The organism is Streptococcus bouchesdurhonensis (assembly GCF_948472335.1).
The window spans coordinates 102,194-128,925 of the sequence record NZ_CAOKTW010000001.1 but is presented as its reverse complement, the minus strand read 5'-3'; the positions used below and the strand labels follow the sequence as shown (position 1 = coordinate 128,925).

30 protein-coding genes and 2 pseudogenes are annotated in these 26,732 nt (G+C 37.6%); 7 read left to right on the top strand and 25 right to left on the bottom strand.

The features are described 5' to 3' along the window. Nucleotides 1-30: 30 nt before the first annotated feature. From QMQ21_RS00635 to QMQ21_RS00625, 3 genes are read left to right on the top strand one after another with little or no spacing between them, the layout of a single operon-like run. Nucleotides 31-162: an SPJ_0845 family protein gene (locus QMQ21_RS00635; RefSeq protein WP_000268685.1), complete on the top strand. Its 132-nt coding sequence runs from the start codon at nucleotides 31-33 to the stop codon at nucleotides 160-162. Next, nucleotides 163-1,068 (top strand): permease, encoded by a 906-nt coding sequence (locus tag QMQ21_RS00630; RefSeq protein WP_049551917.1) that lies wholly within the window; start codon nucleotides 163-165, stop codon nucleotides 1,066-1,068. Beyond that, nucleotides 1,065-1,880 carry a TIGR03943 family putative permease subunit gene (locus QMQ21_RS00625; protein WP_261813717.1) on the top strand — a complete coding sequence of 272 codons (816 nt, stop codon included), beginning with the start codon at nucleotides 1,065-1,067 and terminating at the stop codon, nucleotides 1,878-1,880. The genes QMQ21_RS00630 and QMQ21_RS00625 overlap by 4 nt, the downstream gene beginning before the upstream one ends. 137 nt (nucleotides 1,881-2,017) lie before the next feature. Here QMQ21_RS00625 and QMQ21_RS00620 read toward each other — a convergent pair whose 3' ends face one another. From QMQ21_RS00620 to QMQ21_RS00560, 13 genes and pseudogenes are all read right to left on the bottom strand, one after another. After that, nucleotides 2,018-2,734, bottom strand: coding sequence for an alpha/beta fold hydrolase (locus QMQ21_RS00620; RefSeq protein WP_261035148.1), 717 nt, complete (start codon nucleotides 2,732-2,734; stop codon nucleotides 2,018-2,020). A gap of 3 nt (nucleotides 2,735-2,737) precedes the next feature. Beyond that, nucleotides 2,738-3,049 (bottom strand): hypothetical protein, encoded by a 312-nt coding sequence (locus tag QMQ21_RS00615; protein ID WP_000420556.1) that lies wholly within the window; start codon nucleotides 3,047-3,049, stop codon nucleotides 2,738-2,740. Between the two features lie 119 nt (nucleotides 3,050-3,168). After that, nucleotides 3,169-4,911, bottom strand: a pseudogene (locus QMQ21_RS00610) (glycoside hydrolase family 13 protein). 162 nt (nucleotides 4,912-5,073) lie between these two features. Next, nucleotides 5,074-5,958, bottom strand: coding sequence for a diacylglycerol/lipid kinase family protein (locus QMQ21_RS00605; RefSeq protein ID WP_261035150.1), 885 nt, complete (start codon nucleotides 5,956-5,958; stop codon nucleotides 5,074-5,076). Between the two features lie 122 nt (nucleotides 5,959-6,080). Next, entirely contained in the window at nucleotides 6,081-6,935 is an 855-nt protein-coding gene (locus QMQ21_RS00600) for an ADP-ribosylglycohydrolase family protein (RefSeq protein WP_024058056.1), read from the bottom strand. Between the two features lie 40 nt (nucleotides 6,936-6,975). After that, nucleotides 6,976-7,593, bottom strand: coding sequence for an SAP domain-containing protein (locus QMQ21_RS00595; protein ID WP_261035151.1), 618 nt, complete (start codon nucleotides 7,591-7,593; stop codon nucleotides 6,976-6,978). A gap of 104 nt (nucleotides 7,594-7,697) precedes the next feature. Then, entirely contained in the window at nucleotides 7,698-7,826 is a 129-nt protein-coding gene (locus QMQ21_RS00590; protein ID WP_024058058.1) for an ADP-ribosylglycohydrolase, read from the bottom strand. An 11-nt stretch (nucleotides 7,827-7,837) separates the two neighbouring features. Beyond that, nucleotides 7,838-8,644 (bottom strand): alpha/beta hydrolase, encoded by an 807-nt coding sequence (locus QMQ21_RS00585; RefSeq protein WP_084928508.1) that lies wholly within the window; start codon nucleotides 8,642-8,644, stop codon nucleotides 7,838-7,840. A 227-nt stretch (nucleotides 8,645-8,871) separates the two neighbouring features. Beyond that, on the bottom strand, nucleotides 8,872-10,155 hold the full coding sequence (locus QMQ21_RS00580; RefSeq protein WP_261184650.1) for a cellulose synthase: 1,284 nt from the start codon (nucleotides 10,153-10,155) through the stop codon (nucleotides 8,872-8,874). A gap of 75 nt (nucleotides 10,156-10,230) precedes the next feature. After that, nucleotides 10,231-10,575, bottom strand: coding sequence for a hypothetical protein (locus tag QMQ21_RS00575; protein WP_261813714.1), 345 nt, complete (start codon nucleotides 10,573-10,575; stop codon nucleotides 10,231-10,233). Between the two features lie 190 nt (nucleotides 10,576-10,765). Continuing rightward, complete coding sequence (locus QMQ21_RS00570; RefSeq protein ID WP_049487161.1) at nucleotides 10,766-11,530, bottom strand: ATP-grasp domain-containing protein; 765 nt, start codon at nucleotides 11,528-11,530, stop codon at nucleotides 10,766-10,768. A gap of 63 nt (nucleotides 11,531-11,593) precedes the next feature. Continuing rightward, nucleotides 11,594-11,782 carry a hypothetical protein gene (locus tag QMQ21_RS00565; protein WP_000179769.1) on the bottom strand — a complete coding sequence of 63 codons (189 nt, stop codon included), beginning with the start codon at nucleotides 11,780-11,782 and terminating at the stop codon, nucleotides 11,594-11,596. 321 nt (nucleotides 11,783-12,103) lie between these two features. After that, a pseudogene (locus tag QMQ21_RS00560) lies at nucleotides 12,104-12,670 on the bottom strand (hypothetical protein). Between the two features lie 508 nt (nucleotides 12,671-13,178). On the opposite strand from QMQ21_RS00560, the gene QMQ21_RS00555 reads away from it, so the two are divergent. The 4 genes from QMQ21_RS00555 to QMQ21_RS00540 are packed head-to-tail and all read left to right on the top strand — an operon-like array spanning nucleotide 13,179 to nucleotide 14,423. Beyond that, nucleotides 13,179-13,424, top strand: coding sequence for a hypothetical protein (locus QMQ21_RS00555; protein WP_001813542.1), 246 nt, complete (start codon nucleotides 13,179-13,181; stop codon nucleotides 13,422-13,424). Continuing rightward, nucleotides 13,421-13,756, top strand: a complete 336-nt coding sequence (locus tag QMQ21_RS00550) for a DinB/UmuC family translesion DNA polymerase (RefSeq protein ID WP_000806926.1) — start codon at nucleotides 13,421-13,423, stop codon at nucleotides 13,754-13,756. The genes QMQ21_RS00555 and QMQ21_RS00550 overlap by 4 nt, the downstream gene beginning before the upstream one ends. 12 nt (nucleotides 13,757-13,768) lie before the next feature. Then, the gene (locus QMQ21_RS00545) at nucleotides 13,769-14,137 is read left to right on the top strand and encodes a hypothetical protein (RefSeq protein ID WP_000567222.1); all 369 of its coding nucleotides are present in this window, start codon (nucleotides 13,769-13,771) and stop codon (nucleotides 14,135-14,137) included. After that, nucleotides 14,124-14,423: a DUF5960 family protein gene (locus tag QMQ21_RS00540; RefSeq protein ID WP_001072467.1), complete on the top strand. Its 300-nt coding sequence runs from the start codon at nucleotides 14,124-14,126 to the stop codon at nucleotides 14,421-14,423. Before QMQ21_RS00545 ends, QMQ21_RS00540 begins: the two co-directional genes overlap by 14 nt. Before the next feature lie 117 nt (nucleotides 14,424-14,540). On the opposite strand, the gene msr(D) is transcribed toward QMQ21_RS00540, so the two are convergent. The 12 genes from msr(D) to prfA form a co-directional block, all read right to left on the bottom strand. After that, on the bottom strand, nucleotides 14,541-16,004 hold the full coding sequence (gene msr(D), locus QMQ21_RS00535) for an ABC-F type ribosomal protection protein Msr(D) (RefSeq protein ID WP_000420313.1): 1,464 nt from the start codon (nucleotides 16,002-16,004) through the stop codon (nucleotides 14,541-14,543). Nucleotides 16,005-16,123: 119 nt separating this feature from the next. Further along, on the bottom strand, nucleotides 16,124-17,341 hold the full coding sequence (mef(A), locus tag QMQ21_RS00530; RefSeq protein WP_000417519.1) for a macrolide efflux MFS transporter Mef(A): 1,218 nt from the start codon (nucleotides 17,339-17,341) through the stop codon (nucleotides 16,124-16,126). 385 nt (nucleotides 17,342-17,726) lie between these two features. Next, nucleotides 17,727-17,897 carry a hypothetical protein gene (locus QMQ21_RS00525; protein WP_000873143.1) on the bottom strand — a complete coding sequence of 57 codons (171 nt, stop codon included), beginning with the start codon at nucleotides 17,895-17,897 and terminating at the stop codon, nucleotides 17,727-17,729. 514 nt (nucleotides 17,898-18,411) lie between these two features. Beyond that, nucleotides 18,412-19,767 carry a 23S rRNA (uracil(1939)-C(5))-methyltransferase RlmD gene (rlmD, locus tag QMQ21_RS00520; protein ID WP_261813711.1) on the bottom strand — a complete coding sequence of 452 codons (1,356 nt, stop codon included), beginning with the start codon at nucleotides 19,765-19,767 and terminating at the stop codon, nucleotides 18,412-18,414. 74 nt (nucleotides 19,768-19,841) lie between these two features. Continuing rightward, nucleotides 19,842-20,816 (bottom strand): DUF1002 domain-containing protein, encoded by a 975-nt coding sequence (locus QMQ21_RS00515; RefSeq protein WP_261813710.1) that lies wholly within the window; start codon nucleotides 20,814-20,816, stop codon nucleotides 19,842-19,844. Nucleotides 20,817-20,889: 73 nt separating this feature from the next. Then, complete coding sequence (gene pmp23 / locus QMQ21_RS00510) at nucleotides 20,890-21,504, bottom strand: cell wall hydrolase Pmp23 (RefSeq protein ID WP_261102612.1); 615 nt, start codon at nucleotides 21,502-21,504, stop codon at nucleotides 20,890-20,892. Continuing rightward, nucleotides 21,504-22,478 (bottom strand): nucleoid-associated protein, encoded by a 975-nt coding sequence (locus tag QMQ21_RS00505; protein WP_261120018.1) that lies wholly within the window; start codon nucleotides 22,476-22,478, stop codon nucleotides 21,504-21,506. The genes pmp23 and QMQ21_RS00505 overlap by 1 nt, the downstream gene beginning before the upstream one ends. Before the next feature lie 7 nt (nucleotides 22,479-22,485). After that, on the bottom strand, nucleotides 22,486-23,742 hold the full coding sequence (gene glyA, locus QMQ21_RS00500; RefSeq protein ID WP_261813709.1) for a serine hydroxymethyltransferase: 1,257 nt from the start codon (nucleotides 23,740-23,742) through the stop codon (nucleotides 22,486-22,488). Nucleotides 23,743-23,791: 49 nt separating this feature from the next. Further along, nucleotides 23,792-24,223: a GNAT family N-acetyltransferase gene (locus tag QMQ21_RS00495; protein WP_023947706.1), complete on the bottom strand. Its 432-nt coding sequence runs from the start codon at nucleotides 24,221-24,223 to the stop codon at nucleotides 23,792-23,794. Nucleotide 24,224: 1 nt separating this feature from the next. After that, nucleotides 24,225-24,827, bottom strand: coding sequence for an L-threonylcarbamoyladenylate synthase (locus QMQ21_RS00490; protein ID WP_049515276.1), 603 nt, complete (start codon nucleotides 24,825-24,827; stop codon nucleotides 24,225-24,227). Then, the gene (prmC, locus tag QMQ21_RS00485) at nucleotides 24,811-25,647 is read right to left on the bottom strand and encodes a peptide chain release factor N(5)-glutamine methyltransferase (RefSeq protein WP_261035155.1); all 837 of its coding nucleotides are present in this window, start codon (nucleotides 25,645-25,647) and stop codon (nucleotides 24,811-24,813) included. Before prmC ends, QMQ21_RS00490 begins: the two co-directional genes overlap by 17 nt. Then, on the bottom strand, nucleotides 25,647-26,726 hold the full coding sequence (prfA, locus tag QMQ21_RS00480) for a peptide chain release factor 1 (protein ID WP_001028815.1): 1,080 nt from the start codon (nucleotides 26,724-26,726) through the stop codon (nucleotides 25,647-25,649). The genes prmC and prfA overlap by 1 nt, the downstream gene beginning before the upstream one ends. Nucleotides 26,727-26,732: the final 6 nt, after the last annotated feature.

The following is a 26,732-nucleotide window of genomic DNA, read 5'->3' as shown; positions in this document are numbered from 1 at the left end:
AGAGGTAGAATTTAGAATCGAGGTACACCTATGGCTGTAAAATTTACAAAACGAGACGACTTGGACAAGATGTTTGAAGAGTTTGCTAAACTCCCAGATTTGAAGCAGGTCACTTTCCCTGATGATAAAGAGAAAAAAGCCAAAGCAGAAAAGAAAAACTAGATGACTGCTTTCCAACAACTCCCGTCTAGTGTGCTTCAGACTGGGGCTATTTTTCTCTCTATCATCATTGAAGCCCTACCCTTCGTTCTGATAGGAAGTATTGTCTCAGGACTGATTGAGGTTTATATCACACCTGATAAGGTGTATCATTTTCTCCCTCGAAATCGTTGGGGGAGAATCTTTTTTGGCACCTTCGTTGGGATACTTTTCCCTTCTTGTGAATGTGGAATCGTCCCCATTATCAATCGTTTTCTGGAAAAGAAGGTTCCCAGTTACACGGCTGTTCCCTTTCTCGTAACAGCGCCTGTTATCAATCCCATTGTTCTCTTTGCGACCTATTCTGCCTTTGGCAACTCCTTCCATGTCGCCCTGTTACGAGCTCTTGGTTCCATTGTAGTGGCTGTGATACTTGGGATTTTTCTAGGATTCTTCTGGCAAGAACCGATTCAGAAAGAAAATCGTTTGGCCTGTCATGAGCACGATTTTTCTCATTTGAGTCCTGCAAAAAAAGTTTTTCAGGTCTTTGTGCAAGCCATTGATGAATTTTTTGATACGGGACGTTATTTAGTATTTGGCTGTCTCTTTGCCTCTGTTATACAGGTTTATGTTCCAACTCGGATTCTGACCTCTATCAGTGCGACTCCTCTTTTTGCCATCCTGCTCTTGATGCTTTTGGCCTTTCTTCTGTCGCTCTGTAGTGAGGCGGATGCCTTTATCGGCGCTTCTCTTCTCTCAAGTTTCGGTTTAGCACCAGTTCTGGCCTTTCTCGTCATTGGCCCAATGCTGGATATCAAAAATATTCTCATGATGAAAAATTACTTGAAAGCACGATTTATCAGTCACTTCATAACGATTGTGACACTCGTTGTCTTAGTGTATTCTCTCTTGATTGGAGTCATCCTATGATTCGATTTTTAGTTTTAGCTGGCTATTTTGAACTGACCATTTATCTCCATCTGTCGGGCAAATTAAACCAGTACATCAACATGCACTATTCCTATCTGGCCTATATTTCTATGGTACTTTCCTTTATTTTGGCAATTGTTCAACTGTATATCTGGATGAAGCAAGTTAAAACCCACAGTCATCTGAACAGCCGATTAGCGAAGGTTACTAGTGTTGCTCTTCTGGCTATTCCTATTGTCGTCGGTTTAACTTTTCCAACTGTTAGCTTGGATTCTCAGACCGTTTCTGCCAAAGGCTATCACTTCCCCTTATCAGAAGGAACGGATCAAGCCATTCAGACAAGTGAAGGGACGACAAGCCAATATTTGAAACCAGATACCAGTTCCTATTTTTCAAAATCAGCCTATGAAAAGGAAATGCGAACTGCGGCGGATAAATACTTGGCCCAAGATAGCATTCAGATTACTAATGAAAACTATATGGAAGTCATGGAAGCCATCTACGACTATCCAGATGAATTTGAGGGCAAGACAGTCCAGTTCACAGGCTTTGTCTATAACGACCCCAGTCATGCCAATAGCCAATTTCTGTTCCGCTTCGGCATTATCCATTGTATCGCGGATTCTGGTGTCTATGGATTGCTAACTAAGGGAAATACCCGTCAGTATGAGGACAACACTTGGATTACAGCCAAAGGAAAACTGGTCAATCACTATCATAAAGAACTCAAACAAAACCTCCCAACATTGGAAATCGACAGCTTTACCAAAGTCGATAAACCAGAGAATCCCTATGTGTATCGCGTGTTTTAAAAAGCAAACTAAATCCATAAAAAAAATGAACAAGTTCTCTTCTGAATGACAGAAAAAGAGCCTGTTCGTTTTTTGTTATCTGAGTATTAATAATTTTTAGATTTAAATCTTATAACATTTTAAGTAATGCAAGTAGCTCATTGAGAATAAGCGAGCCACTCATTAATTAGACTAGCGATTTCTCTAGGGGCTTCAGTATAAAGCTCATGGCCAAAGTTCTCTAAAAGAATAGTATCAAAATAGTCTGGCAATTCTTTTAGGGCTTCCTCTCTCCATGTAGCTTCATTAGGATAGCGAGGACTGATAAACAAGGTATCTCCCACTTCTCTCTTAAAAGCTTGTATTTTCCTCCGTAGGCGGAATATCGCTTCTATATTTTCATATTTTATAGCTAACTCATATCTATTATACTTAGAATTCCAGTGATATGACTGTCTTACGGCTTTCTCCATATTTTCTGACCAATGCTTTGCTTCAGATTTTTCTTTAGAAATAAGAAGAGCTAAGTCTGAAACGACTTGAGATTTGATATAGTTTTTAGTTTCCTCTAATTCCGCATCTAAAGTTAAAATCTTATCTAAATCTAGATAGCCACCATCCAAAAGAATCAGTTTTTTCACTTCATGAAATTCCGATGCGAGATAACGCGCCAAATCTCCTCCAAGAGAATGACCTATCAGACAGATAGATTCTTCCTCTACAATCTCATTTTTAAACCATAATTTCAATTCTGTTTCATCTCGAAGATGCTTTTCATATGGACTTAGAAAATAAACCTGCGAATCTAGTTCTTGAAGAAAATCCTTGCTATGATAGATATTGCTTCCCAGACCGCCAATAAAATATTTTTTCATTCTCTACTTAATACTATGCTTATTCATCTTTTGCTCAAAGATAGTCGTGATAATCTGACGCAATTCTTCGCGTTCCTTTTCCGGAATCTCACCACTTGTTTGAGCTGCAGCGTAGAGTTCAGGGTGTTCAATTGAAATGCGTTTAATCGTACGAGTCGTAGCATGTTTTCTGACGAAAAATGGAATTCGCTTAATCAAGTCTTGTGGTACTAGCGCAAGAATCTTCTCAGCAGTTTCCTTGTCACTAATCTTAGACGTCGTCAGTCCCTTCTTAATCATTTCCTGTTCTTTTTCTGTAAAATCTTTTAATTCCATTCGATTAGTCCTCCTATTTTCTCTATGTTAAATTATATATCATTTGTAGCAAGAGGACAAATAGTCTGTTTGTAAAGTCTTCTCTATACTACAACTTTCCTGTCGCTCATAATTGCTCTTTAATGAAAAATCACAAATCCTTTTGGAGAGATGACAAGCCGATTCTCAAATTCTTGGCAATTGCTTGCTAGTGCTACTGCTTCTTTCTCTAAAAGATAATCATCTTTTGATTGGTTAAATATAGCTTTGAAGACCTGTCCTTCGTATTTCCATTCCAAAGCTACTACATCTTGTTTGATTTCTTCGAGGTCATACTTACCATGCTGAATGGTTGATAACGCTTGTTTTCTAATATTAATCAGCTTCTTCATAAAGTTCAGCATATGATTGTCACTTGATACACGTTCTCAAGGCATACAACGTCGACAATCTGGGTCTGGTCCTCCGGTTAAAGCTAACTCGGTTCCGTAATAAATGCAGGGTGTTCCCTTTTGTAAAAAGAGAAAGGCTAGAGCTGATTTGACCAGTTGAGCATCTTCATTTGCCGTCCACAAGATTCGTTCTGTATCATGCGAATCCAAGAGATTAAACATAACCTCTGAAATCTGCTGTTTGTAATACATAGACTGACCATTGATTTCATCGATGAACTGATTAGTCTTCTTAATTCCTCGTAAGAAATAGTCCTTGATACTATCAGATAAAGGATAATTCATGACTGCATGGAACTCATCTCCATTTAGCCAAGGCTGAGACGTATGCCAGACTTCTCCTAGGATATAAAGATCAGGCCTTTTAGCTAAAACTGCCTTACGAAAATCCTTCCAGAACTGATGGTCAATCTCATTAGCCACATCCAAACGCCAAGCATCGATATCAAACTCTTCAATCCAATAAGTCGCAACCTTTAATAGATAGTCCTTGACCTCTTGATTGGCTGTATTTAGCTTAGGCATATAGTCCTCGAAACCAAAAGCATGATAGGGTAAGTCTCTCTTGTTGGCTAGCTTTTCAGTTGTCACTGGGAATTGTTGTATATGGAACCAATCTTTATAAGCAGATTGCTCACCATTTTTGACAACATCTTGCCATTGAGTAGATTGCGAACCAATATGATTAAATACAGCATCCAGCATGACTTTCATACCTCGCTGATGCGCTTGCTCGACCAGCACCCGAAAGGTCTCCTTGTCTCCAAAATGACGGTCAATTTTAAAATAATCTGTCGTATTGTACTTATGATTGCTCGTAGATTCAAAAATCGGACAAAGATAAAGTCCAGTAATGCCCAAGTCTTGCAAGTAATCCAGATGAGCAATAATCCCCTGTAAATCACCACCAAAGAAATCATCACTCTGAGGTGTGATAGATGAATCCCAGCCTAAAGTCCCTTCTGGGTTTAATCGAGTATTTCCATTGGCAAAACGTTCTGGGAAAATCTGATACCATACCGTATTTGAAACCCAATCAGGAACCTGGCAGGCATCAATCTCATGAAGATAAGGCAATTTGAATCCGTTTCCAATGGCTTGAAGATTTTCTAGAGAATTTTCCACACACCCTTTATCGCCATACAAAATGCTTTGACCTTCTGTATCCTTGAGTTCAAAGAGATACTGGATACGTGCAAAGTCAACTGACACTTCAACTTGCCAATGGTCAAATAAGGCATCAGAAGTTATCTTGGCCATTTTCTTTGTATCCTGATAAAACTCCTCCATAAAGATAAAAGGGTCACCATAATGCAAGGTGATACTCTCAATATCCCCCTTCTTAGTTCGAATCCGAATATGAAGTTTCTTATCCTTATAAAGATAGGCATACTCCGATTCAGGCCTATGGTAAATAGCACTTAATTCCATTAATTTGTCTCCTTAAGTTCTAATTCAAATTTTACGCAAACGTTTTCAAAATCAATAAATCCAGTATACTATTTTTGTAAACTATTTGCAAGGAATGTTCGTTCTTAAAGGAACTATCTTTTAAAGTATACAAAAAGCCTTAAAAAAGGCTTTCTCTATATACTAATCCTCTTTCGGTTTTGAAAATACTTCTACTCGCTGAGCTAGGACTTTGATTTCTACAGGTAGGTTATCCGATTTATCGCCGTCAACATCTGACTCCAATTCACTATCTGAAGAGATCTTAATATTACGCGCTCTGATATACTCAATATTATCATTGCCGACAACATCTCCTTTTAGTAAATCTGGAATGACGGATAATTTAGAGAATATAGAAGCATCTTTAAGAATCAAAATGTTGGCATAGCCGTCCTTGTTTTCTTCAAAGATTTTCTTATCAGCGAAGTAATTTGTCAAGAGGACCAAAACATGACTAGCTTCACCAACATAATTTCCATTTTCTGTCTCAACCTTAATGTTAAAGACCTGATCCGTCATGACAGATTTCATGGTATTTACAGCATAGGCTAAAATACCGAATTTTGTCTTGTCCTCGATTTCAACATTGTGAATCGCTTCAGGAAGAGAACCGATACTAAAGATATAACCAAAATAATTGTCATTCGCTTTACCGATATCAATCTTATTGGTTAAATCAAAATACAGTTCATCAATAGCTCCATCGATGTCTTGATTGATTTCCAATAGTTTTGTAATGAGGTTACCCGTACCGCCAGGGATAATCCCTAACTTAGGAATGTAGTCTCTCTCAGCAATACCCGAAATGACTTCGTTGACAGTCCCATCTCCACCAAACACAACCACTGCATCGTACTGCTCACGAGAAGCTTCCTCAGCAAAATGTGTTGCATCCAGCGCTTTTTCGGTAATTTTGGTTTCTACGTGCTCAAAGTATTCTTTTACTTTATTCTCCAGCTTTTCTTTATAATCTAAAGCCTTCTCACCACCAGAGGTAGGGTTGATAATTAACATTGCTTTTTTCATTGATTTTCTCCTTAATATTCATAAAAAATGTTTATATTTCATCGTACGCAAGTAAATGTACTACCATTATACAATGAAAATACGGAAAAGAGAAATATGACGTACTGGAGATTGAAACGCTTTTATTTTATATCAACCTCATTATCCCATCGCCTGAGTACATCATTTATGGGTTCATCCAAATAAGAGTAGGCCTTTTCCTTTATCCAATCAGGAATACCATAAGCTGCCTCTGCTATGCTGCCAGTGATTGCAGCAAGTGTATCACTGTCGCCACCAAGTGAGATGGCATTTCTTATCGCATCTTCGAAGTCTCTACTTTCTAGAAATGCAATAATGGCCTGTGGTACGGTATCCTGGCACGTTTCATTGAAACGGTATGTAGGGCGGATTTCATCTAAAGTTTGAGATAGATTGTAGCCGTATTCCTGCTCAATATAATCCTTAATCCGTCTTTTACACTCTGTAGGATTGTCATTGATTGGTTGCTCATAATCTCCGCAATAACCTCCAAAGTAATAACGACACAGAAAGATAGCATCAGCTGTAGCCATTGCACCTTTGATACCTTCTGGATGATTATGAGTTACCTCTGCAGAAAGACTCGCAAATTCCCTAGATGATGGCCACATTCCGGTTCTCGCACAAAAACCACAGTCCATTGTCCAAGCACATGGAGAAACACGCATAGCCGAACCATTCCCAAAGCTATTATAAGGCTCACGGTTATCGCTGTTTAGCCATGCATTAAACCGAGCACCATAATCAGCATCAGGATACATTCTACCATATTTCTTCATAGCATCAATGAAGTCGTCTTTTTGTCCCCCATTCATAATCGCCTCTGCAACAGCACAGGTCATAACCGTGTCATCTGTAAAAAAGCAATCCTTCCGAAATAAAGGAAAGTCCTTCGTTTTGATATTGTTCCATTCGTAAACAGAACCGATAATATCTCCGATAATTGCTCCTAGCATAAGATTCCTCCTCGTGAACTATTGGTTTAGACTGATTTTTCTACTTCCCATACTCTTTTATTTTATCAGCATATTCAGTCAAAAGATTCTTTGAATAAATTTTTTCAGCTTTTGAATTTCTAACTTCTTTCCAAAGAATAGAAGCTACTTTTAACTTGTTTGAGTAGTTACGACTATTTTCGTCTACACAGAAATCCTTTAAAAATTGATTCCATTGACAAACCGAATGATCATACTTGGCATAATCTGAATTTCCATAATAGACTTTTAGCATATCTTGGATTGTAAAACTCAAATCATTTTCTCTTTTTACTTTTCTCCAAGCTGTAGCCATATCAGCAGTAAATTTAAATGGCGAAACATCTGTTAAAGTTGAGAAATATTCTCTAAAGTGTGCATTAAAGGAGAATCCACATTCAAGCAAGGGTGTGTCCAAGGTAACGACTTCTACTCGTTTCTTTTTATTTTTTATTGATGATTTTTTAATAAAATTCCCCTGAAAGTACTGCTCAATAATATCATTTAGTTCCTGTTTTGTCCCTCTATATTCAAGTCCTAATGACTTGCATATCTGTGAAAGTTCATCACGATACCAATAATATTTATTAAACTCATCGAATGATACGATTTTATCAAACTCAGGTCTGCTCTCTATCAATATAACACCTCCTTAAAACCAATTTAGGTTGTCATATCAAAATAATGGAGTTTTAGTTTCTTTATTTTGAGGATTAGCTACGTTTCACTAACAAGCTTACACATTCAACGGTTCGGACTTACCGTATCATCCGTGAAAAAACAATCCTCAAGAAATAAAGGAAAATCCTTCGTTTTGATATTGTTCCTTTCGTAAACAGAGCCGACAATATCTCCAATAATTGCTCCTAGCATAAGATACCTCTTTATGGCATATCGGATTCGTTACACATTTCTAATGAATCACTCTTTAAAAATGGCACCACCAAATCAATCCACTCATAAGGCAGGTAAGCTGATAAATAACCGTGGTTATACCCCTTTGCTTCATACCAAATTGTATTTGAATGTAGCTGATGAAATAATTTCGCTGATTCTTTCACACAGTTCAATTCTTTTTCACCATAGATATACAAAACCTGAGCCTTGCTAGCAGAAATCATATCTTTCAGCTTGTAACATCCCATATAGTTTTTGTAAATTGTCACCAATGTTTTGACAGGCGTCCTTGGCAAATCTTCCAAATAATAAGCTTTTATTTCCTCTGGATAAGCCAGTTTAGGATAGAGTTTGTTCATCATGCTTAACTGAAGTTTACAAGAGAATTTATTGAACATCAGTTTACCAAATAGAGACACTAGAAAGATGCTGATTTTAGCTAAACTTGGTTGAGGAATACAGAGGCTTCCATCTATGATGGCCTTCTCAGCAATTTCACTGTCTAAAGACAAAAGTTCCATGGCAATTTGACCACCAAGTGAAACACCACCAATCGCAAACAATTTCCCACCACAGTTTGCTTTGATATAGTCTAGAATCTCCAAAGCAGAATCTTCAGTAGAAACATAATCAAGTTGATATTCTTCGCCGTGGCCATTCAAGGTGGGTAGAATGACACGATACTCCACCGACAAGATCCGTGCTTGACGAAGATAATTCCACCAAGAACTGCCACCGCCATGTATCAGCAAGATAGAAGGCAAATTCTTATCACCAAATTCATGGAATTTCATATTTAAACTCCTTACTGTAGGGCTTTCACTAGATAAATACTTGTTAAATCAGTTTGAACAAGCAGTGATAGCACCCGAACATGTGGTGCTAGTTAACTTATATATTATAGAACGAAAGTATATACTGTCTTGTACCAAATGCCTATTTCAAATAAATGTGTAAAATGATTTATTACTACAATAGTTAATCATTTACTCCAATAACACTATACTCTATAAAAACAAATTTACCAGTAGTACCTTTTCTCACTTAGATATTGTTCTTTTTGTTCTCTAGAATTTTCATGATTTCTAATTCCTAGTAATTCGTCTGTTGAAGAAACTATTGGGTCGATCCAGTCTGCTTTGGATCTAATCCAATCAATTTCGTCTTTACTAAGCTTCCCTGCCATCTCCAATTTATCAGCCATCAATCTTAAATCATTTGCTGTTTGAAAATCTTCTAGCATATTAAGAAGAGACATTGTCTGCTTCTTCTCTTCTTCGATTCTATTTTGTAATTTTCTTTTTCGCTCCTGTTCCTCTTTGTATAGTCTTTCTCTCTCTTCTCGTTCAAGTCGTAAGTTCTTAACTTTATAATACTCTTGGTAAATTAAAACAATTATTTCTGGGAGTGATTGTTCAATCGAGAATTCATTAGTATCTTTAATGTATTTACCATCTATTATCTTAAATCGAAATTTTCCATTTGGTATATAGTCATACTTCCTTATTCTTGGTTTATAAGCATATCCATTAAACTTTACGCTATCATTGTACTTCGCTAATTCTTTAGCTTCTTCTTTCGTTAATTCATGACTTACTTTGTCTGTTGATTCTATAACATCAAAACGAACAATATCCTTATCAATTTGAATATCCAATTTTGAAGTTACATTATCACCGATTCTTTCAATTACAGTAAACAGTATATCTAAAAAGCGATATAAACGAGGAAGTGAATTTAGTGAAATATTTTTTACAAATTTAGGTTCTTTTAAATCATTATATCTGTGTCTAGGATCAAAGTAAGGATAAGAAGCAGCTTTTTCCCTCTTATTCCACTCTACAATTTTATCTCTTAGATCAGCTACAGATTTATGTAACCTCTTATTTGGAGACTGGTTTAGATTTGAAACTGTTTCAATAATACGCTCTATTTTATCGTCCTCTAAAAATGATAATGAACTTCTTATACTAGTTGTATCAAGTTTAAAAATATCTTTATTTTTATCTTCCGAACTCACCTCTTTATGTTTAGCAGGTTTTATTCTATTATTCTTTAGACTTCTTCTATCAATATTAACTTCATTTACGACATTTTGTGGTAATGGCACAATAAGTTCACTTAAATCTTGTCCAGTATTCTTACGATACCAATAACTACCATTTGGAATTGGGATTTCAAATTCTTTGCATTTCTTGAGTAAGTCTGAATAGCTTAAATCATATTTCAATGAAACTTGTTTTGCACTTATCTCCCAGATTTCTTCATAGAGTTCTTCTCTAGAAAAGGTCTTTATCATCTTCATTTGAAACACCTTTACCCTTATATTTTACATCACCGTTTTTATATTTACCAAGCGAAAACGCAAATTCAAAAACCTCTAATTCTTCACTTCTGCATTTTCGCTTAATATAAAAAGTAAATCTTGTTTTAATCCGTTAAATTCCTCTATGATTTTATCTAAACTAGTTTCAATATTTTCAACACGGATTTCTGATAGCTTACCGTGATTGTATGAAATCATTCTTTCAGCGATAATATGATATGACCAACTCTCAGTGAAACGTCTATCTCTTTCTTCGTTATGAATAGCAAAACCAATTGGAAGTAGATTATTTCTAAGACCTATAGCAACTGCTTGTGAACTAATACCTAAATAATCACCTGCAATTTTTAATGTGATTTTATTTAATTTTCTAATATCTTCGTCGGTATATTTCGACATGTTAGTACTCTTTTTTTATAATTCAAGTTGATGATTTAATAATCATGTCAATTGTTTTCATACTTTCTACTTTCTAAACAATTTTCAAATATATAGCGTTTTCATTATTTTCTTAACCTATTATATCATTATTCCAAACAAAAAACTGCAACTTACTCGTTGCAGTTACACAGATTTATTTCTGTTCCTTTTAGAAACTTATATTTTCATTTTCAGGCATAGTAAAGACATCATTTTTTTCAAAATAAGGTTTTACCATTTCTTTCCATCTAGCTTTATGAAAATTGATTGAGTTTAAAGGAGATAGTCCATAATTTCCCAATGCATAACCATCATTCACTTCAACTACAAGTGTTCTGCCATCACGAGTGACACCGATATCTAGTCCATAAGCTATTGGAGCATCTTTCCAACATGATATGGCTTCATCAATTACACTAGGATCAAATTGTGCATGATAATCACCTGTATAGGGGCGAACATCTAATACGCTACCATCTAACACAAAACAACGCCATTCTGCTATGAATTCTACAACCTCACTAATCCATATAGGATAGTCGAAAGGTAGACCAATACCTATCAAATCACGGGTTCCATTAACAACTCTTCCTGTAAAGACTTTTGATCCAGCTTTAGGTTTAATAAATTTTCCCCAATTATCAGGTATATTTACAATCTCTCCTAAAACACCTGCATAAATCTTTCGACCATAAAACTCTTTAAGCTCAATAGGATAGTCGTAAACCGGAACGTTTAACCCCATCATTTTTAGTAATGCTCTGGTCTCCGTTATATAATCTATAACTGCATCATCGCTTGTTAACTGTTTTATTTCAGAAAAAGATTGATATAAAACAACTTCTTCTCCTTGTAAGTAGGCACCTACTTGAGCATTGTATTTATTAATTGAAACCTCATTTGGTAATTTACTTTGTCTAATATAAACAACCATTTTATCACTCCTATATCACTAGTGTTGCACCTATTTGTAAAAAAAATAATAGCATTTTCGCTGTTATTTTTTTGAGTAAATAGCTCCCATAATATCATCGAAATAATCAACGGTATTTAGGAGTAATTCAATAACTTGGGACTTTGTTAGTCGCATTCCTCTTCTATCTCTAGCATCTTCTACTAAATTTTCAAGTTTCTCTAAATTTTTATCATCCAAGCTAATCATTATTCTATTTTTATCTGTTGCCATTTTCTTCACCTCAAGTCAATTCTATCACAGGTGTAACACTTATGTCAACTGATTTTTATAATACATTAGTTTAAAAGTGGGGAGGTTTTTTAACACAGTAACTTTAAATCTTTGGTATTAAAAAATTTCCACAGTATTTATAGAAATAAAATCTATCTCAAATAAGTTATCAGGTCTAGTATAAATTATGAGCGGATACTCTAATACGTCCCCTCTAAACAAGAAAACGGCTTACACTCAAGGGTTCTCTTAACCCCCTTTGTTACAAGGATTTGACGATTTTACTAGCAAATCTACATGCTGATAAGGAACTTTGGTTGACTATTGAATTTCTCCAACCTCTTCTTTAACATATCCCTCTACATCTTCAATCTCTAAAAATATTGGGTCTAAGTAACACAAGAAATGCCAATCTTCTGCACCTTTTTTTCTGTAGAGAATCGCTTCACCGTCTTCACTTCTGAAAAAGCTTCTGTCTACTTCATATCCACTGCATTCTAGAAAGTCTTTTGCCTGCCGATAGTTCGCTTCTCTTGCTTCCACTTAGGTTTTAACTTCATCGTTGTTAACAACATAGGCATCGATTTTGGAATAGCCTTCAATTACTTTTTCGTTTGGTTCGGATAGATTCGAGATTTCTTTCCAAATAATGTCAACATTTTCCTCAGGATCAAACATAAATTTAGACAAAGGTACAATGTTTCCGTTATAGATAATTTCCAGATAGTCTGGTAGATTTGTAGGATTAAAAAACTCTACTTCAAATCCATCTTCTGTTTCTAAAGTATATCCAGGGATTTGAGCTACAAAAGTTTTCCCCTCTTTTATTGAATCAAACGCGACTATATCTTTAGAATAATCATTTTGGTACAATTCCAATATAACCATCGATAATCTTTCTATTTTCATCATTAGGCTAATGTAAATAAGCACGTCACCTGATCAGTTCAGGCTTTCTGTATCATCTCATCATATTCCCTCCTCATTCTCCGAGTCCTATCCCATGGGCGGAGCATCTGCTTCTACTTCGCTGATGCTTCAGCTCGTACAAGCAGTGATACCGCCTCAACGTGATGCGTTTGTGGGACTCAAAAGGTTTGGGTGAACCTTTTGAGGATTAGCTACGTTTCACTAACAAGCTTACACACTCGACATGTGCTGAGAGCTTTCTTCTATACTAATAGACGAAAGGGTGTGAAAATGATTTTTAAATGATACTGTGGAACGGAACAGTAGCCCTAGTATTGACTACTGTCGTTTCTATTCATATTGGCTATTCTAGGACTGAGATGAAAAAATCTATAAATGCTCAGAATAAAATTGAACCCGCAAATCTCCCCAAAACAATGGTGAGTCATGTACTTGTATTATTCCGAAAAAATACACCTCTGGTGCAGTGAGACAAATTGGTGTATCTTATAGTGGCTTCGTAGATGAAAGCTATACTCTACTATCACTCTTTGATGATGTAGAACAAATTGAAAAAGATAATAGACTTCAGACAGCTATTGATGTTGTCAGAGAACAGTTTGGTTTTTTAGCCATACAAAAAGGAACCGTCCTAACTGAAGGTTCCAGAAATATTGAACGCAGTAAACTTATCGGTGGTCATTCCGCGGGTGGATTGGAGGGATTAAAATGAAACAAGAAAAAAATACAGTACAATTTTCAGAAATCCGTAGCAAAGGATGTAATGATATTGAAATGCTTGAAAGATTTTTACATGGAATCGTTGAAACAGCAACTTCAAAACTTCGTCAGAGAAAACTCAAAACAACTGAAATATCGATACGACTAGTACATGCTAAATCTGAAAACCGATTACCATTGGAATTTACATTTAGCATTAAGCCAACAAGCTCATCTGTGATAATCTATACTGAGGTAATCAATCGCTTTAAAGAATGTTACACAGGTGGGGGAATTCAAGGTTTTACGATTCAATTTGATAAAAATACCCTTGCCTCTGCATAGAAAGGATTTGATATGATTGACCGTTCATATTTACCATTTCAATCAGCAAGAGAGTACCAGGATACAAAGATGCAAAAATGGATGGGCTTTTTCCTATCTGAACATGCATCAGCACTCTCTGATGATACAAACAAAGTAACGTACATGTCTGACTTATCACTAGAGAAGAAATTATTACTCCTCAGTCAAGTATACGCCGGGCAGCTACGCACACGCATTCAAGTGATTGAAAAAAACAAGCGTGTTTCCTACACTGGAACAATACCAAGTCTGACCAAAGATTTCATTTTGATAAAAACTACAACAGGTCACATCAATTTGAAATTAAAAGACATTATTAGTATTGAACTTGTCGAGGAGGTGCTCTATGAATCAGCTTGAGTTTCAGCGTAATCACCTACAAATGGACTATTATAGCGAGAGCTACCAAGATTTTGAACGTGACTTCTACCGCTACTCTAACATGAATATTCCATTGACCTTCCTAACTGATGATATCCTAAAAACAATGGCGACTTCACGTAAGAATTACTTTGTCCTCAATAAGGAAAAGTCCAGAGATAACCGCGATCACTTCTTCATATTTGAAGTAAGTACCGTAGATGAGAATCCGCTAATCTATCATTATACATATAAGAAAACTACAATATATTTAGCAGAAAAATAGGAGCAGTTCAATTGACTGTTCCTATTTTTAATATTCATAAAATCTAAAGTCTTTATACTCTTTAACAATGGAGTCGCCAACCAGAACAGACTATACTGACCAGCGACTACCTTAAATTTAATGTTTCAGATTTATTTTCTTATCTCTAATTTCATAAACTACATCTGCTACATTTTCGAGTAATCGTTTATCGTGGGTGATAAACACGATAGTTCCGGTGTACTCCTTCATTAGTATTTCCAAAGCCTCTAAACTTGGTATGTCAAGGAAGTTACTGGGTTCATCCATTATTAGGATGTTATATCTACCCATGAGCATTTTAGCAAGCAACAATTTTATAATTTCTCCACCGCTTAAAACAGATAAACTTTTTCCAATATCGTTCTGTTTGAACCCCATAGATGCTAGCACTGAACGAATTTCTGATATATTGTAGTCACAATCCTTCTGCATAAACTCCATAACATTCTGATTACTGTTGTACTTGTAACCATTCTGTGCAAAGTAACCTATTTTTGCCTTAGGCGAAATAGAAATTCCTTCTTCATGGTTTAAGATCATTTGGATTAAAGTTGTTTTTCCGATTCCATTACCACCAGTTAACGCCACTTTTGCTCCTAACGGAATTTGAAAAGATGCATTTTCAAACAGAGCCTTATCCCCAAATACTTTATTAATTTCTGCACCGACTATAGGGTATGGATTATGGAGCTCCAATGCTTTACTTTGCCTGAAACGAATTCTGCGAATGCCTTCCGGAGCTTCTACTTTTCCTAAGGCCGCAATCCTGTGCTCTAGGGTTTTAGCAGCATTATACATCTTTTTTTCCTTACTTCCTATTGATTTTTGATGAGCTAAACGCCCTCCGTCTTCAGTACTTTTTTTCTTTGAAGAACCTTTTGCCTTCTGTTCTATTTTACGAGCCTGTTTTCGCTTTTCCTCCGCAGCCCTTTCCAATCGGGCACGTTCCGCAATAAATTGTTCGTATTCTGCAGCTTGGCTCTTACGTTCTTCCTCTTTCTGACGAAGATAATCAGAATAGTTTCCCCAATACTCAGTGATTTTGCCATCTTTCAGTTCCCATATTTTATCTACTATTTCATCAAGAAAATAGCGGTCATGGCTAATAACTAACAGTGCACCTGTAAAATATTTTAGCTGTCCTATTAGAAAATCAATTCCTTCACGGTCTAAATGGCTCGTAGGTTCATCCGCTAAAATACCATGAACCTGTGCCGATAAGGCCTGTGCTATTTTAAGCCTTGTTTCTTCACCACCGCTCATAGTCTGTATATTTAATTGCTCAACACCTAGCTTGCCTACAAGTGCAAAATCTTTTTCCTCCTGCAGAGTTACTTCGTCCAACTGGGGAATATAGGCAAGTTCACCCAGACGATTCATTTTACATCCTGGGGGAGTTAATTCTCCTAAAAGTACCCTGAGTAAAGTGCTTTTTCCAGCACCATTTGCTCCTACTAAACCAATACGGTCATAATCATATACTTCTAATTCATTTATATCTAAAACATCGCGTCCTTTGAATTCCACACGAATGTCTTTTGCTTTTAATATTAATTCCATAACATTTCCTCCTGTCTATAATCGCATGCTTTCATTTGCTTGTATGCAGGGAAAACCCTGCGATTTTAGCAGGAAGAGTTACATGAAAATAAGATACATAAATATTCCTCCAATATTGTTTATTTTAAATCTAATTTTCTAACCTCAGTTATCATTTGGCAAACTATAGCAATGCCAATAATTAAAATACCTGATAGTAAAAACCAATGATTTACACCGATTTTATCAGCAAAGAATCCAGAAAGAATTAACCCAATTGGCATAGCAAGTGACATGATACTTCCGATCAAAGAAAATACACGTCCTAAATATTCAGGCTTAATTTTCTCCTGAAAAAGAGCTGTTTGCACACCGCTATAAAATGGCACCGAAAGCCCCATTATTGCACAGCAAACTACGAATATTACAAATCCATTTGGAGGAAGTATTCCCGAAACGGCTAAACTGGTCCCCATTATAAAAAATGAACTTGTTATTAGTAATACATGCTTTTCGAAGCCCCCTAATCTTCCTAATAATAAGCCTCCTGCTAGCATCCCAAATGCAAAGGAAATTTCCGTAATAGAAATATGCACAGGCGTTCCATTAAAGTGTTCCATGCTTATTAAAGGAAATAGTGCATTGATTGGCATATAAACAAAAGTATATAGTGTTCCTAAGAGTAATAAGGCAAACAATCCTTTGTTTTGTCTCAGAACCACAACTCCTTCTTTCATCTCCCTTATGAAATTTGGTTCTAAACTTTGCACTTGATTACCCAGCTTAGGTATACGTACAATTGCTACCGTAATAGATGCAATCACAGCACCCAATACGTCGATGGCAATAATAGCATTTAAATCCCAAACGGAGTATAAGAGTGCTGCAACTGCCGGACTAACAATATAGCTTATAGACTGCAAAGACTGACTATAGCCTGCGCATTTCGTTAGCTGTTCTTCTGGTACTAAAAGTGGTGTAACCGCATTGAGTGCTGGGGTATGAAAAGCTGTTCCAATGCTACGGATAAACAATACTATCATAATCATCCAGACAGGTAGCTCCATACAGAATGCAACAATAGCAAGCACTGCACCAGCTGCTGCGATAATTAAATCGGCACCAATCATTATCTTCTTCCTATCATGACGATCCACTAGCACACCAATGGCAGGTCCCAAAATCGCATAGGGTAAAAAACCTACTAATGAAGCCATAGACAAGACCATCGCAGATCCTGTTTTTTCTGTAAGGTAAAAAATAATCGCCATTTGCAGGATGGCACTAGTGATTAATGATACTGCTTGCCCTGCCCATATTGCATAAAATTTTCGTTTCCAATTGTTGTATTTTTCCATTTATATTATCTCCTGCATATTATTTTGCTTGAATTTCTATTTTGAATAGCATTCTAGGCAATAAAAAATGCAGGCCAAACCCCACAATGTGGCTTTTGGTCTGCATACATACAATTTGGAAACATTCATATTAAAGACATAGTTAAATAAAGGTATAGTTAAATAACCAATATCCTCACCGTAACTAATGAATGCTCAATATCGTATAAATAAGCACAACAAAAAAGCCTATCATCGGGTATAGATTCTGCTTTTTTTATTGCCAGCTTATCTTAAACGCATTGAGGCTGTCATAGTTTCGGTTCCTCCTACATCTTTGTTTATATCAATTTATAGTATAACACAACAAGATGATATGTTCAATATAAAAGTTATGGAATGAGACTCATACTTCCAATTCGATGCCAGATTTAAAGGATATGACGAAGTTTTCTTCATAGACTGTAACGCTCTGGATTATCTTCCTTAGTAGCAAGCGATTAGCTTTCACAAAATCTTCTGTTTGTAGTTTTAAAAATTCATCAGGATTTTCTAACTCAACCTCAAAATATTTCATTTTACATTCCCTCATTTCATTTATTGATAAATTGAGTTTGCAAAAAAGAGTGGACAATTTTTGTCTACTCTTAACCTTTAAAATAGTTTTTTTTAATCGATTTGAAGTTGCCTAAATTATTACTTATTCGGTAAAATGAAGTATTGCTTTCAACAGATTTCCTTCAACTACACTTCACTTGATTCAAACAAGGTGGGTACATTTCTATTCCCACAAACTCCTTGTCAATGGAAACAAACACGTACCCACAGGGTAAATGGAAATAGAAACTGATAATTTCTAGCTATCACTTCTACTCATTCCAAAAATTTTCTCACTCTGATACTTACCCACCATAAAGCAAAAAGCCTTGCAATCAAGGCTTTCATTATCCCTTTCGTTCAAAGGTTTCTAAGCTTTTACGAGCAGAGCGACACACTCAGCGGTTCGCTATCTCCGTTCTGTCTGCGTGCTAGCACTTGTCAATCACGGACAGCTATCGCATGGGCGGAAGTAAATGCTAATCTTCGTCGTTTTACTCCTTGACTAGCAAACTTACCGCCTCCACATGATGCGTTTGAGGAAAAAGATCAACCGGCTGTACTTTATTCAACTCGTATCCCAATTCTCGGTAGAGTTTGATATCACGCGCCATGGTTGCGACATTACAAGAGATATAGGCGATGCGGTCAGCTCCTGTTTGGCTACTTGCCTTGATAAAGCTTTCTGTGAGTCCTTTTCTTGGTGGGTCCACTAGGATAAGGCTTGGTTGAATTCCATCTTTAAGCCAATTTTTCATGGCATTTTCGGCTGTATCACAGACATAGTGGGCGTTTGAAATATTGTTTAATTGGGCATTCTTCTTGCTATTCTCAACCGCTTCTGGAATTACTTCAACACCATAGACCTCCTTGACATGTTTCGCAACAGAGAGGCCAATTGTTCCAATACCAGAATAAGCATCGATAACCACATCATCTTCTTTTAATTCAGCAAAGTCAATAGCTGTTTGGTAGAGCTTCTCTGCCATTTCAGTATTGACTTGGTAAAATGCTGGTCCAGCGATTTGGTAGTTAGTTCCCAACATTTGGTCGGTAATATAGTCTTGACCATAAAGCGTACGCCATTCCTTGCCAAAAATCGCATTGGTGTTTTGGTCGTTGACATTTTGCATAACAGACGTGATGTCTGGGAACTGCTTGATTAATTGTTCAATTAATTGGTCAACACGAAAAACTTTGGGACGAGTTGTAACCAAAATAACCATGATTTGTCCTGAATAGTGCCCACGACGCACCACAAGGTTTCGAATCAAGCCAGCTTGTTCCTTTTCATCATAAGGTTTCAAATCATAACGACGGAGCAAGTCTCGTAGGGCTACTACTACCTCATCAATCACAGGATCCTGGATAAAGAAATCTTCCAAAGGCATGAGATCGTGGGAATTCTTACGGAAAAATCCTGTTTCCAAGACACCATTCACTCGACGAACAGGCACCTGCGCCTTATTGCGGTACTTGACTGGATTTTTCATACCCAAAGTTTCAGCAACCTCTATATCATCAATTCCAGCAATCTTGTAGAGACTGTCTTTGACTTGCTTGGTTTTAAATTTGAGTTGTTCTGGATAGGCAAGATGACCTAAATCCGCGATTCCTGAACGCAAGTAAGCCAAATCTAGATCTTGATTACGATGTGGTGACTGGACAAGGTATTCTTCCACTTTCCCAAAACCAATCTTTTTATTAACCTTGAGAACTCGCATGAGAATTTTTTCACTCGGTAATGCATTCTCAACAAAAAATACCAAGCCATCTACCTTGGCAACTCCTGCCCCTTCATGGGTCAAGTCAACAATTTCAACTTCTACAATATCATTTTTCTTTAACATTCTCTTCATCTTTCTATTGGCCGACAAAAAAGACGGCAACGTTACGGTTACCATCTATTATACCATGAAATTTCTTAAGAACCAAAACTCTTGAAGAAGTTGACAATGGCTTGCCAGAGGGAGCTTAAGAAGTTACCACCGTCCTCTAGCGCCTTATCAGCATCAAAGTTAAGGTTGATATTTTTAAAACTGTCGCCAGCTTGTGAAACAATACTTTGTTTCAGGTCATTCAAGGTTTTAGTGAAGTCTGTATTGCTGAGGATATCACTCTTTGAGAGATTCAAAGCAAAATTGATGATGATATTGATCTGGTTTCCTGTTATAACCTGATCAAGTTTGTAATTTTTCAAGGTATCTTCAACAATTTTACGGACATCTTCCTCTGTCAGATTTCCCTTGCTTTCTTTAGCTTTGGCGAGTCCTGACTTGATATCGGCTAGGGCAACATTTAATTTATTAGCATCATAGCCAGTTTTGTCCTTGTTTTCAGCATTGATATCAGACAAAGCCTTTAGCTCTTCTTGAGCCAACTCTTTGTTGGCTTGCGGCACCTTGGCTCCATTAGCCTCTAGCGAATAGTAAATCCCTGCTAAAGCACTCTCACCTGTAACAGGAATGGGGGCTGCTACAGTGATTTTGGCGTGTTCCACACCCAAAGTTACGGCTGCATTTCGGTACATATCCTGAGTTACCTTAGTGATATTTTCTGGTGTTTCAATCTTGACCTCAAGTGGCGACTTGTCACCTAGTTTTTGAATCTTGGCTGATGAATACAACTGTAAACTAGAGTCAGTGGCCACATTCATGATCTTAGAATAAACATCAGGTGTCATGGTCTTGAGTTCTTTGGTGTCTGTTGAGGCATTGTAGCCTAGTTTTTTAAGGGTTTGATTTTTTTGGTCTTCAGATAGGGATGAACCTAGGACATATTCAGGTTGAACATAGGTTTCGTCGATGACTTTTTGAACATCTGTTGCTGCATGGGCGCTATTCATAGCTGTTACTGCCCACAAGACCGCAGCACTAGTCAGAAAGAGTTTCTTTCTCATAGGGAATTCCCTCCTTTACCTTTCTAGAGTAATATATCTATCTTAAAGAAAACTTATAACAAAAACATCTGGACTAGCCAGATGTCGAAAAGAGAGTGAAACATTTGATGATGTAAAGGTTGAGTTGCACCTGTCTAGAATAATAATAGTTTCCTCCATTTACATAGAGTTCGGCACCGTGAAAAATGGAAATGGGGTGAATATAACTATAAGTCTTTCCAGTGGTATTACCAAGCAAGGGGGCAACAGTCTCACGAGAGTACTGTTTGGCCAGAGCCAAGGTGTTTTCCTTGCCATTTTGGGCGATAAAATCGATATAGGCAGGTCCAAAATTATAGGCTTGAACAGCTGTCCAGACATCAACACCCTTCTTCTGGGCCAGATAAAGATTGTCTGTCAGAGTTTGAACGCCTTGCCGAATGCTAGAGACATTATCATTGATGGTGTTGGTGGAACCACTTGCAGACTCACTAGACTGCATAACATCGCCTTCTTTTCCTTTTGTTTCGGTATAAATCATAGCGAGCACAAGCTCTTCGTTTGCTGGGGTGTCTTTTTCACTCAAGATTTCTCGCACCATGGGTTGATAGGTCATGACTTGCTTGACATCTTGGTGAACGCGGTAAGCTTTATATCCAGCAAAAAGGAAGACTGCTAGTACAAGCACTCTTCGAATTCGTTTAAACATTATTTACTTTGGATATCCTCGATATTTTTGATTAAGATAGAGTAAGTTCCATTGTCATTTTGGATAAACTCAACAGACTCGGCGTCTTGATAGACGTTATTAGGAACAATGAGCTCAATTCCATTTGACAAGGAGAGTTTTTGATTTTCAAATTTCTTTAATTGGCGACTAGCATCAATTTCATCAAATTGAACTGGTTCTGGTACGGCTTCTTTGACTTGGTCAATAAAACTCAAACGAGCAGTCAGATTATTGTCAAAAAGGTCGTTGGCCAATTTCTCAGGCGACAATTCATTGCTTTCTTCTAAGTTGTTGAAAATCGCTGATTTTACCTTAGATTGAAATTGAAAATCATCTGTATTAAAAGATTCAGCAATCCTCTGAGCTGTTTTTTCCAGTTCTTTGATAGATTTCTTGGGTGAAATCTTAGGAGCGACAGCAAGAAGATTGTCTGAAAAGTAGTTCAAAAAAGTTCCGTTGTACTTGATTCGTTTTTCAATCAGATGGTACTTGCGGCTCTGAAGATTAATCACTAAGGCCTCATCAGCACCCGTTCCAAATCCAGGCAAGTTATTCTGAGTTAGCTTGATTGGATTGTCAACCTCTCCTCCGAGGTGAGTCAAGGTCTCCCGCAGGGCAATTCGTAAGAAAGCAAAATGTTCTACACCTTCTTTAGAAAATTGCACAAAAATCAAGTCATTGGTCTTGAGATTTTCTGAAATGCTGAACTCCTCTTTCCAGAGATTAGCCAGTGTTACTGATGTCTCCAACAAATCGTCTGTGATGTGATTGAAGAAGGGATTTTCTTCTTCGAAAATCCCAGTCTTAGCTTCATCTGAATACACACGTTCAATTTTTTTACGCAAGTATTCTTCGATTTTTGGAGTGATATTGAGAAACTTATCCGCTAGGAACAGCTCGGTATCATCCGGACTGAACTGATGGATAATAGCTTTCTTAATATAAATGTCCATAAAAGTATTAGTCCTCGTATAATGGGAAGGCATCTGTTAATTCTTTAACTGCACTTCTCACTTCTTCTAAGACAGCTTCATTTTCTGCATTCTTGAGGGTTTTAATGATGAACTCAGCCACTTTGCGACTTTCTTCTTCACCAAATCCACGTGCAGTAATGGCTGCTGCTCCGATACGAATACCACTTGTCTTGAATGGTGACAATCTTTCGTAAGGGATTGAGTTTTTATTTAGGGTAATATTGACTTCATCTAGCAAGTTTTGAGCAACTTTACCGTTTTCTACAACTTTAGTCACATCCACTAGGAAGAGGTGGTTTTCAGTTCCTCCAGAAATGATACGAAAATCAGGGTCTTGCAAGAAGACATCTGCCATAGTCTTGCTGTTCTTGATAACATTGGCAGCATATTCCTTGAAGGCTGGATCCAAAACTTCTTTGAAGGAAACTGCCTTAGCCGCCACAACATGCTCCAAAGGACCACCCTGAATACCTGGGAAAATAGCTGAATTGATTTTCTTAGCTAAGTCTTCATCATTGGTCAAAATCAAACCACCACGTGGTCCACGAAGGGTTTTGTGGGTCGTTGTTGTAGTGATATGAGCGTATGGCACTGGGCTTGGGTGAAGACCAGCTGCAACCAAACCAGCAATATGAGCCATATCTACCATGAGTTTAGCCCCAACAGCATCTGCAATTTCACGGAATTTTGAAAAGTCGATAATTTGAGAATAGGCTGAAGCACCAGCTACAATCAGTTTTGGTTTTACTTCTTGGGCTTGTTTCAAGATAGCACCAAAGTCTAAGAGTTCTGTTTCAGGATCCACACTATAAGAAACAAAGTTGTATGTTTGACCAGAGAAGCTAACAGGAGCCCCATGGGTCAAGTGACCACCTGCTGCCAAATCCATCCCCATAACGGTATCACCTGGCTCAATCAAGGCCATGTAAGCCGCACAGTTAGCTTGACTTCCTGAGTGAGGTTGGACATTAGCGAATTTAGCACCGAAAATTTCTTTTGCGCGTTCAATGGCTAGAGATTCTACTACGTCTACCACATCAGTTCCACCATAATAACGGCGGCCTGGGTAGCCTTCAGCGTATTTATTCGTCAAGATAGACCCTTGAGCTGCCATAACAGCCTTGGAAACTACGTTTTCCGAAGCAATCAACTCAATGTTGTTTTGTTGGCGTTCTTCTTCTTTGGCAATAGCATTCCAGAGATCAGCATCGTATGCTTTAAAATCGTCTTTGTCAAAAATCATAGGTCTTCTCCTTTATAGTATGACAGGTCCTTTAGTTTAAGAAAATAAACTAAAAGATGCGAATAAACCGTTTCTGCATTTTATCACAAGTATAACCAACTTTTTCATAAAATGCATGAGCACCCAGACGATGATCTGCAGAGTTTAAGCGGATAAACCCATAAGCACGTCTTTTTGCTTCTTGATCCAACCCTTGCAGTAAACTTTTACCAATACCTTGACCTTGCGCTTGAGGTAAAACTGCTAAAGCTAAAATATTAAATCCTGCTTTAGAATAAAGTGATTCATAGACCTCAGCGTGGACATATCCAAGTAAGACATGACTAGCTGCATCCTCATAGCCAAGAAGGAAATGATGGGAATCCTGAGATAGTCTAGCTAATTGACTAGCCGTTTCCTCTGGACTAAAAGAATAGCCCAAAGCTTCTTGGTTAATGTCACATATAGCTTTCACATCAGTTTCTCTTAAGTCTCTTAACATCTCATTCCTCCTCAAAAGAAATCTCTGGCAACCGAGCAAGAATATCTTCTCGCTTAATCGCCCCTTGGCGTAAGATTTTCACCTTGTCTCCAGACAAATCCAAAATAGTCGAATCCTGTCCAGTTAGAAAAGCATCGTCTTCCAGACCCAGAACCTCTTGGTCAAAATCCTCTAGAATTTGGTTAAAGGTCACTCCACTTGCCTGACCTGAAATATTGGCAGACGGCCCAATCAAGGGACCTATCTCTCGAATCAAATCAAGGGTAATGGGATGACTCGGCATCCGAAATCCAACAGTTGCAAGACCAGAATTGACCCAATAGGGAACGCGGTCATTGGCTTCAAGGATAATGGTCAAGGGACCTGGTAAAAAGGTCTCTACAAGTTTTTGAAGATAAGTTGGCTGATTCTTAGAAAAGTGCAAGATATCCTCTAAAGAGGCGATATTGAGGTTAAGCGCCTTGTCTCTTGGACGACGTTTAAGTTGGTAAACATGGTCAACTGCTTTTTCATCTAAGGCCTTAGCAAAAAGACCGTAAACTGTCTCTGTAGGCAGAACGACAGCTCCACCATTTTCCAACTCTTGTCTAATCCTGTCCATCATCAACTACAACCATCCTATCTTGACTAAACTGGTCCTTGAGCGTTCGTACTCGTTTTTCAGGAAGCTGTTTCCTAAAGAGTTCGGGAACACTTTGACCTTGCTTGTATCCAATTTCAAGGTAAATCTTACCACCATCTTTGAGATAGTCTTTTACATCTTCCGCAATTCTACGGTAAATAGCTAGACCATCCTCGTCTGCAAAGAGAGCTAGATGAGGTTCTGAATACAAAACATTCAAGCCGACCTCTGACGCATCTTCACGAGAGATATAGGGTGGATTGGAAACAATTATATCATATTTTTCAGAAATTTCTGTAAAACAGTCAGATTTTTTTAAAAATAATTGAAGATTTTGATTTTTAGAATTTTCACTAGCTACATCTAAAGCATTTTGGGAAATATCTGCTGCTGTCACCGACCAATCTGGTCTATTTTTTGCTAGAGCGAGAGCAATAGCTCCACTACCTGTTCCAATATCCAGAACAGAAAGATTCGTCTCAGGATTTTCAGCCAGAATAAGCTCCACCAACTCCTCTGTTTCTGGACGAGGGATCAATACTCGCTCATCAACTTTTAACTGCATTCCATAAAAATCTGTCTGTCCAATGATGTATTGTGCCGGTTTATGAGCTGCTAACTGTTGGAAAATTCCTTTTACAAATACTTCTTCCTCTTCCGTCACTTCCTGCTGGAGGGCAAAAACAAAGTCCGTAAAAGATAGATTTTTCAGGATATGATAGACAAAAGAGAGGCTTTCAGCTTCCTCTCCTTGTCTTATCAACTCTTCTTCAAAATCTGAAAATAATTGAGCTAATTTCATTATTTGTTTAATTCTTCTAATTTTTGTGTTTGGTCATAGAGCACCAAGGCATCCACAACTTCGTCCAATTTACCAGATAAAATGGTATCTAGTTTTTGGAGGGTTAAACCGATACGGTGATCTGTGACACGGTTTTGTGGGAAATTATAAGTACGGATTCGTTCTGAACGGTCACCAGTACCGATTGTTGACTTGCGCTCAGCGTCTTGTTCATCCTGAGCAATTTGTGCAAAGTGGTCAGCAACACGCGCACGGATGATTTTCATGGCTTTCTCACGGTTCTTCTGCTGGGTACGTTCTTCCTGCATCTCAACCTTAATATTGGTTGGCAAGTGAACGATACGAACGGCAGTCGCAACTTTATTGACGTTCTGTCCACCAGCACCTGATGCGTGGTAGATGTCAACACGAAGGTCTTTTGGATCAATATCGTACTCTACTTCTTCTACTTCAGGCATGACAAGAACTGTGGCAGTTGATGTATGGACACGACCTTGGCTTTCTGTCACAGGGACACGTTGCACACGGTGGGCACCTGATTCGTACTTAAGCTTAGAGTAAACAGACTGACCTGAAACCATGGCAACCACTTCTTTGAAACCGCCGACACCATTCATAGAGGCTTCCATAACTTCAAAGCGCCAGCCTTGGGCTTCAGCATACTTTTGATACATGGTTAGCAAATCCCCAGCGAAAAGTGCTGCCTCATCTCCACCCGCTGCTCCACGGATTTCAAGGATGATATTCTTGTCATCGTTTGGATCCTTTGGAAGAAGCAAGATTTTCAATTTTTCTTCGTATTCTTCTTTTTCAGCCTTGGCATCTTTGAGCTCTTGCTTAGCCATTTCTTCCAAGTCCGCATCTCCACCTGATTCCTTAATCATCTCTTCAGCATCAACGATGTTTTGAAGGACTTGTTTGTACTCACGGTAGGCTGTTACTGTGTCACGAGTTGAAGCCTCTTCTTTTGAAAGCTCCATAAAACGTTTGGTGTCTGAAACGACATCCGGGTCACTGAGCAACTCTCCTAATTCTTCATAACGGTCTTCTACAGCTTGTAGTTGATCATAGATGTTCATTTTTCT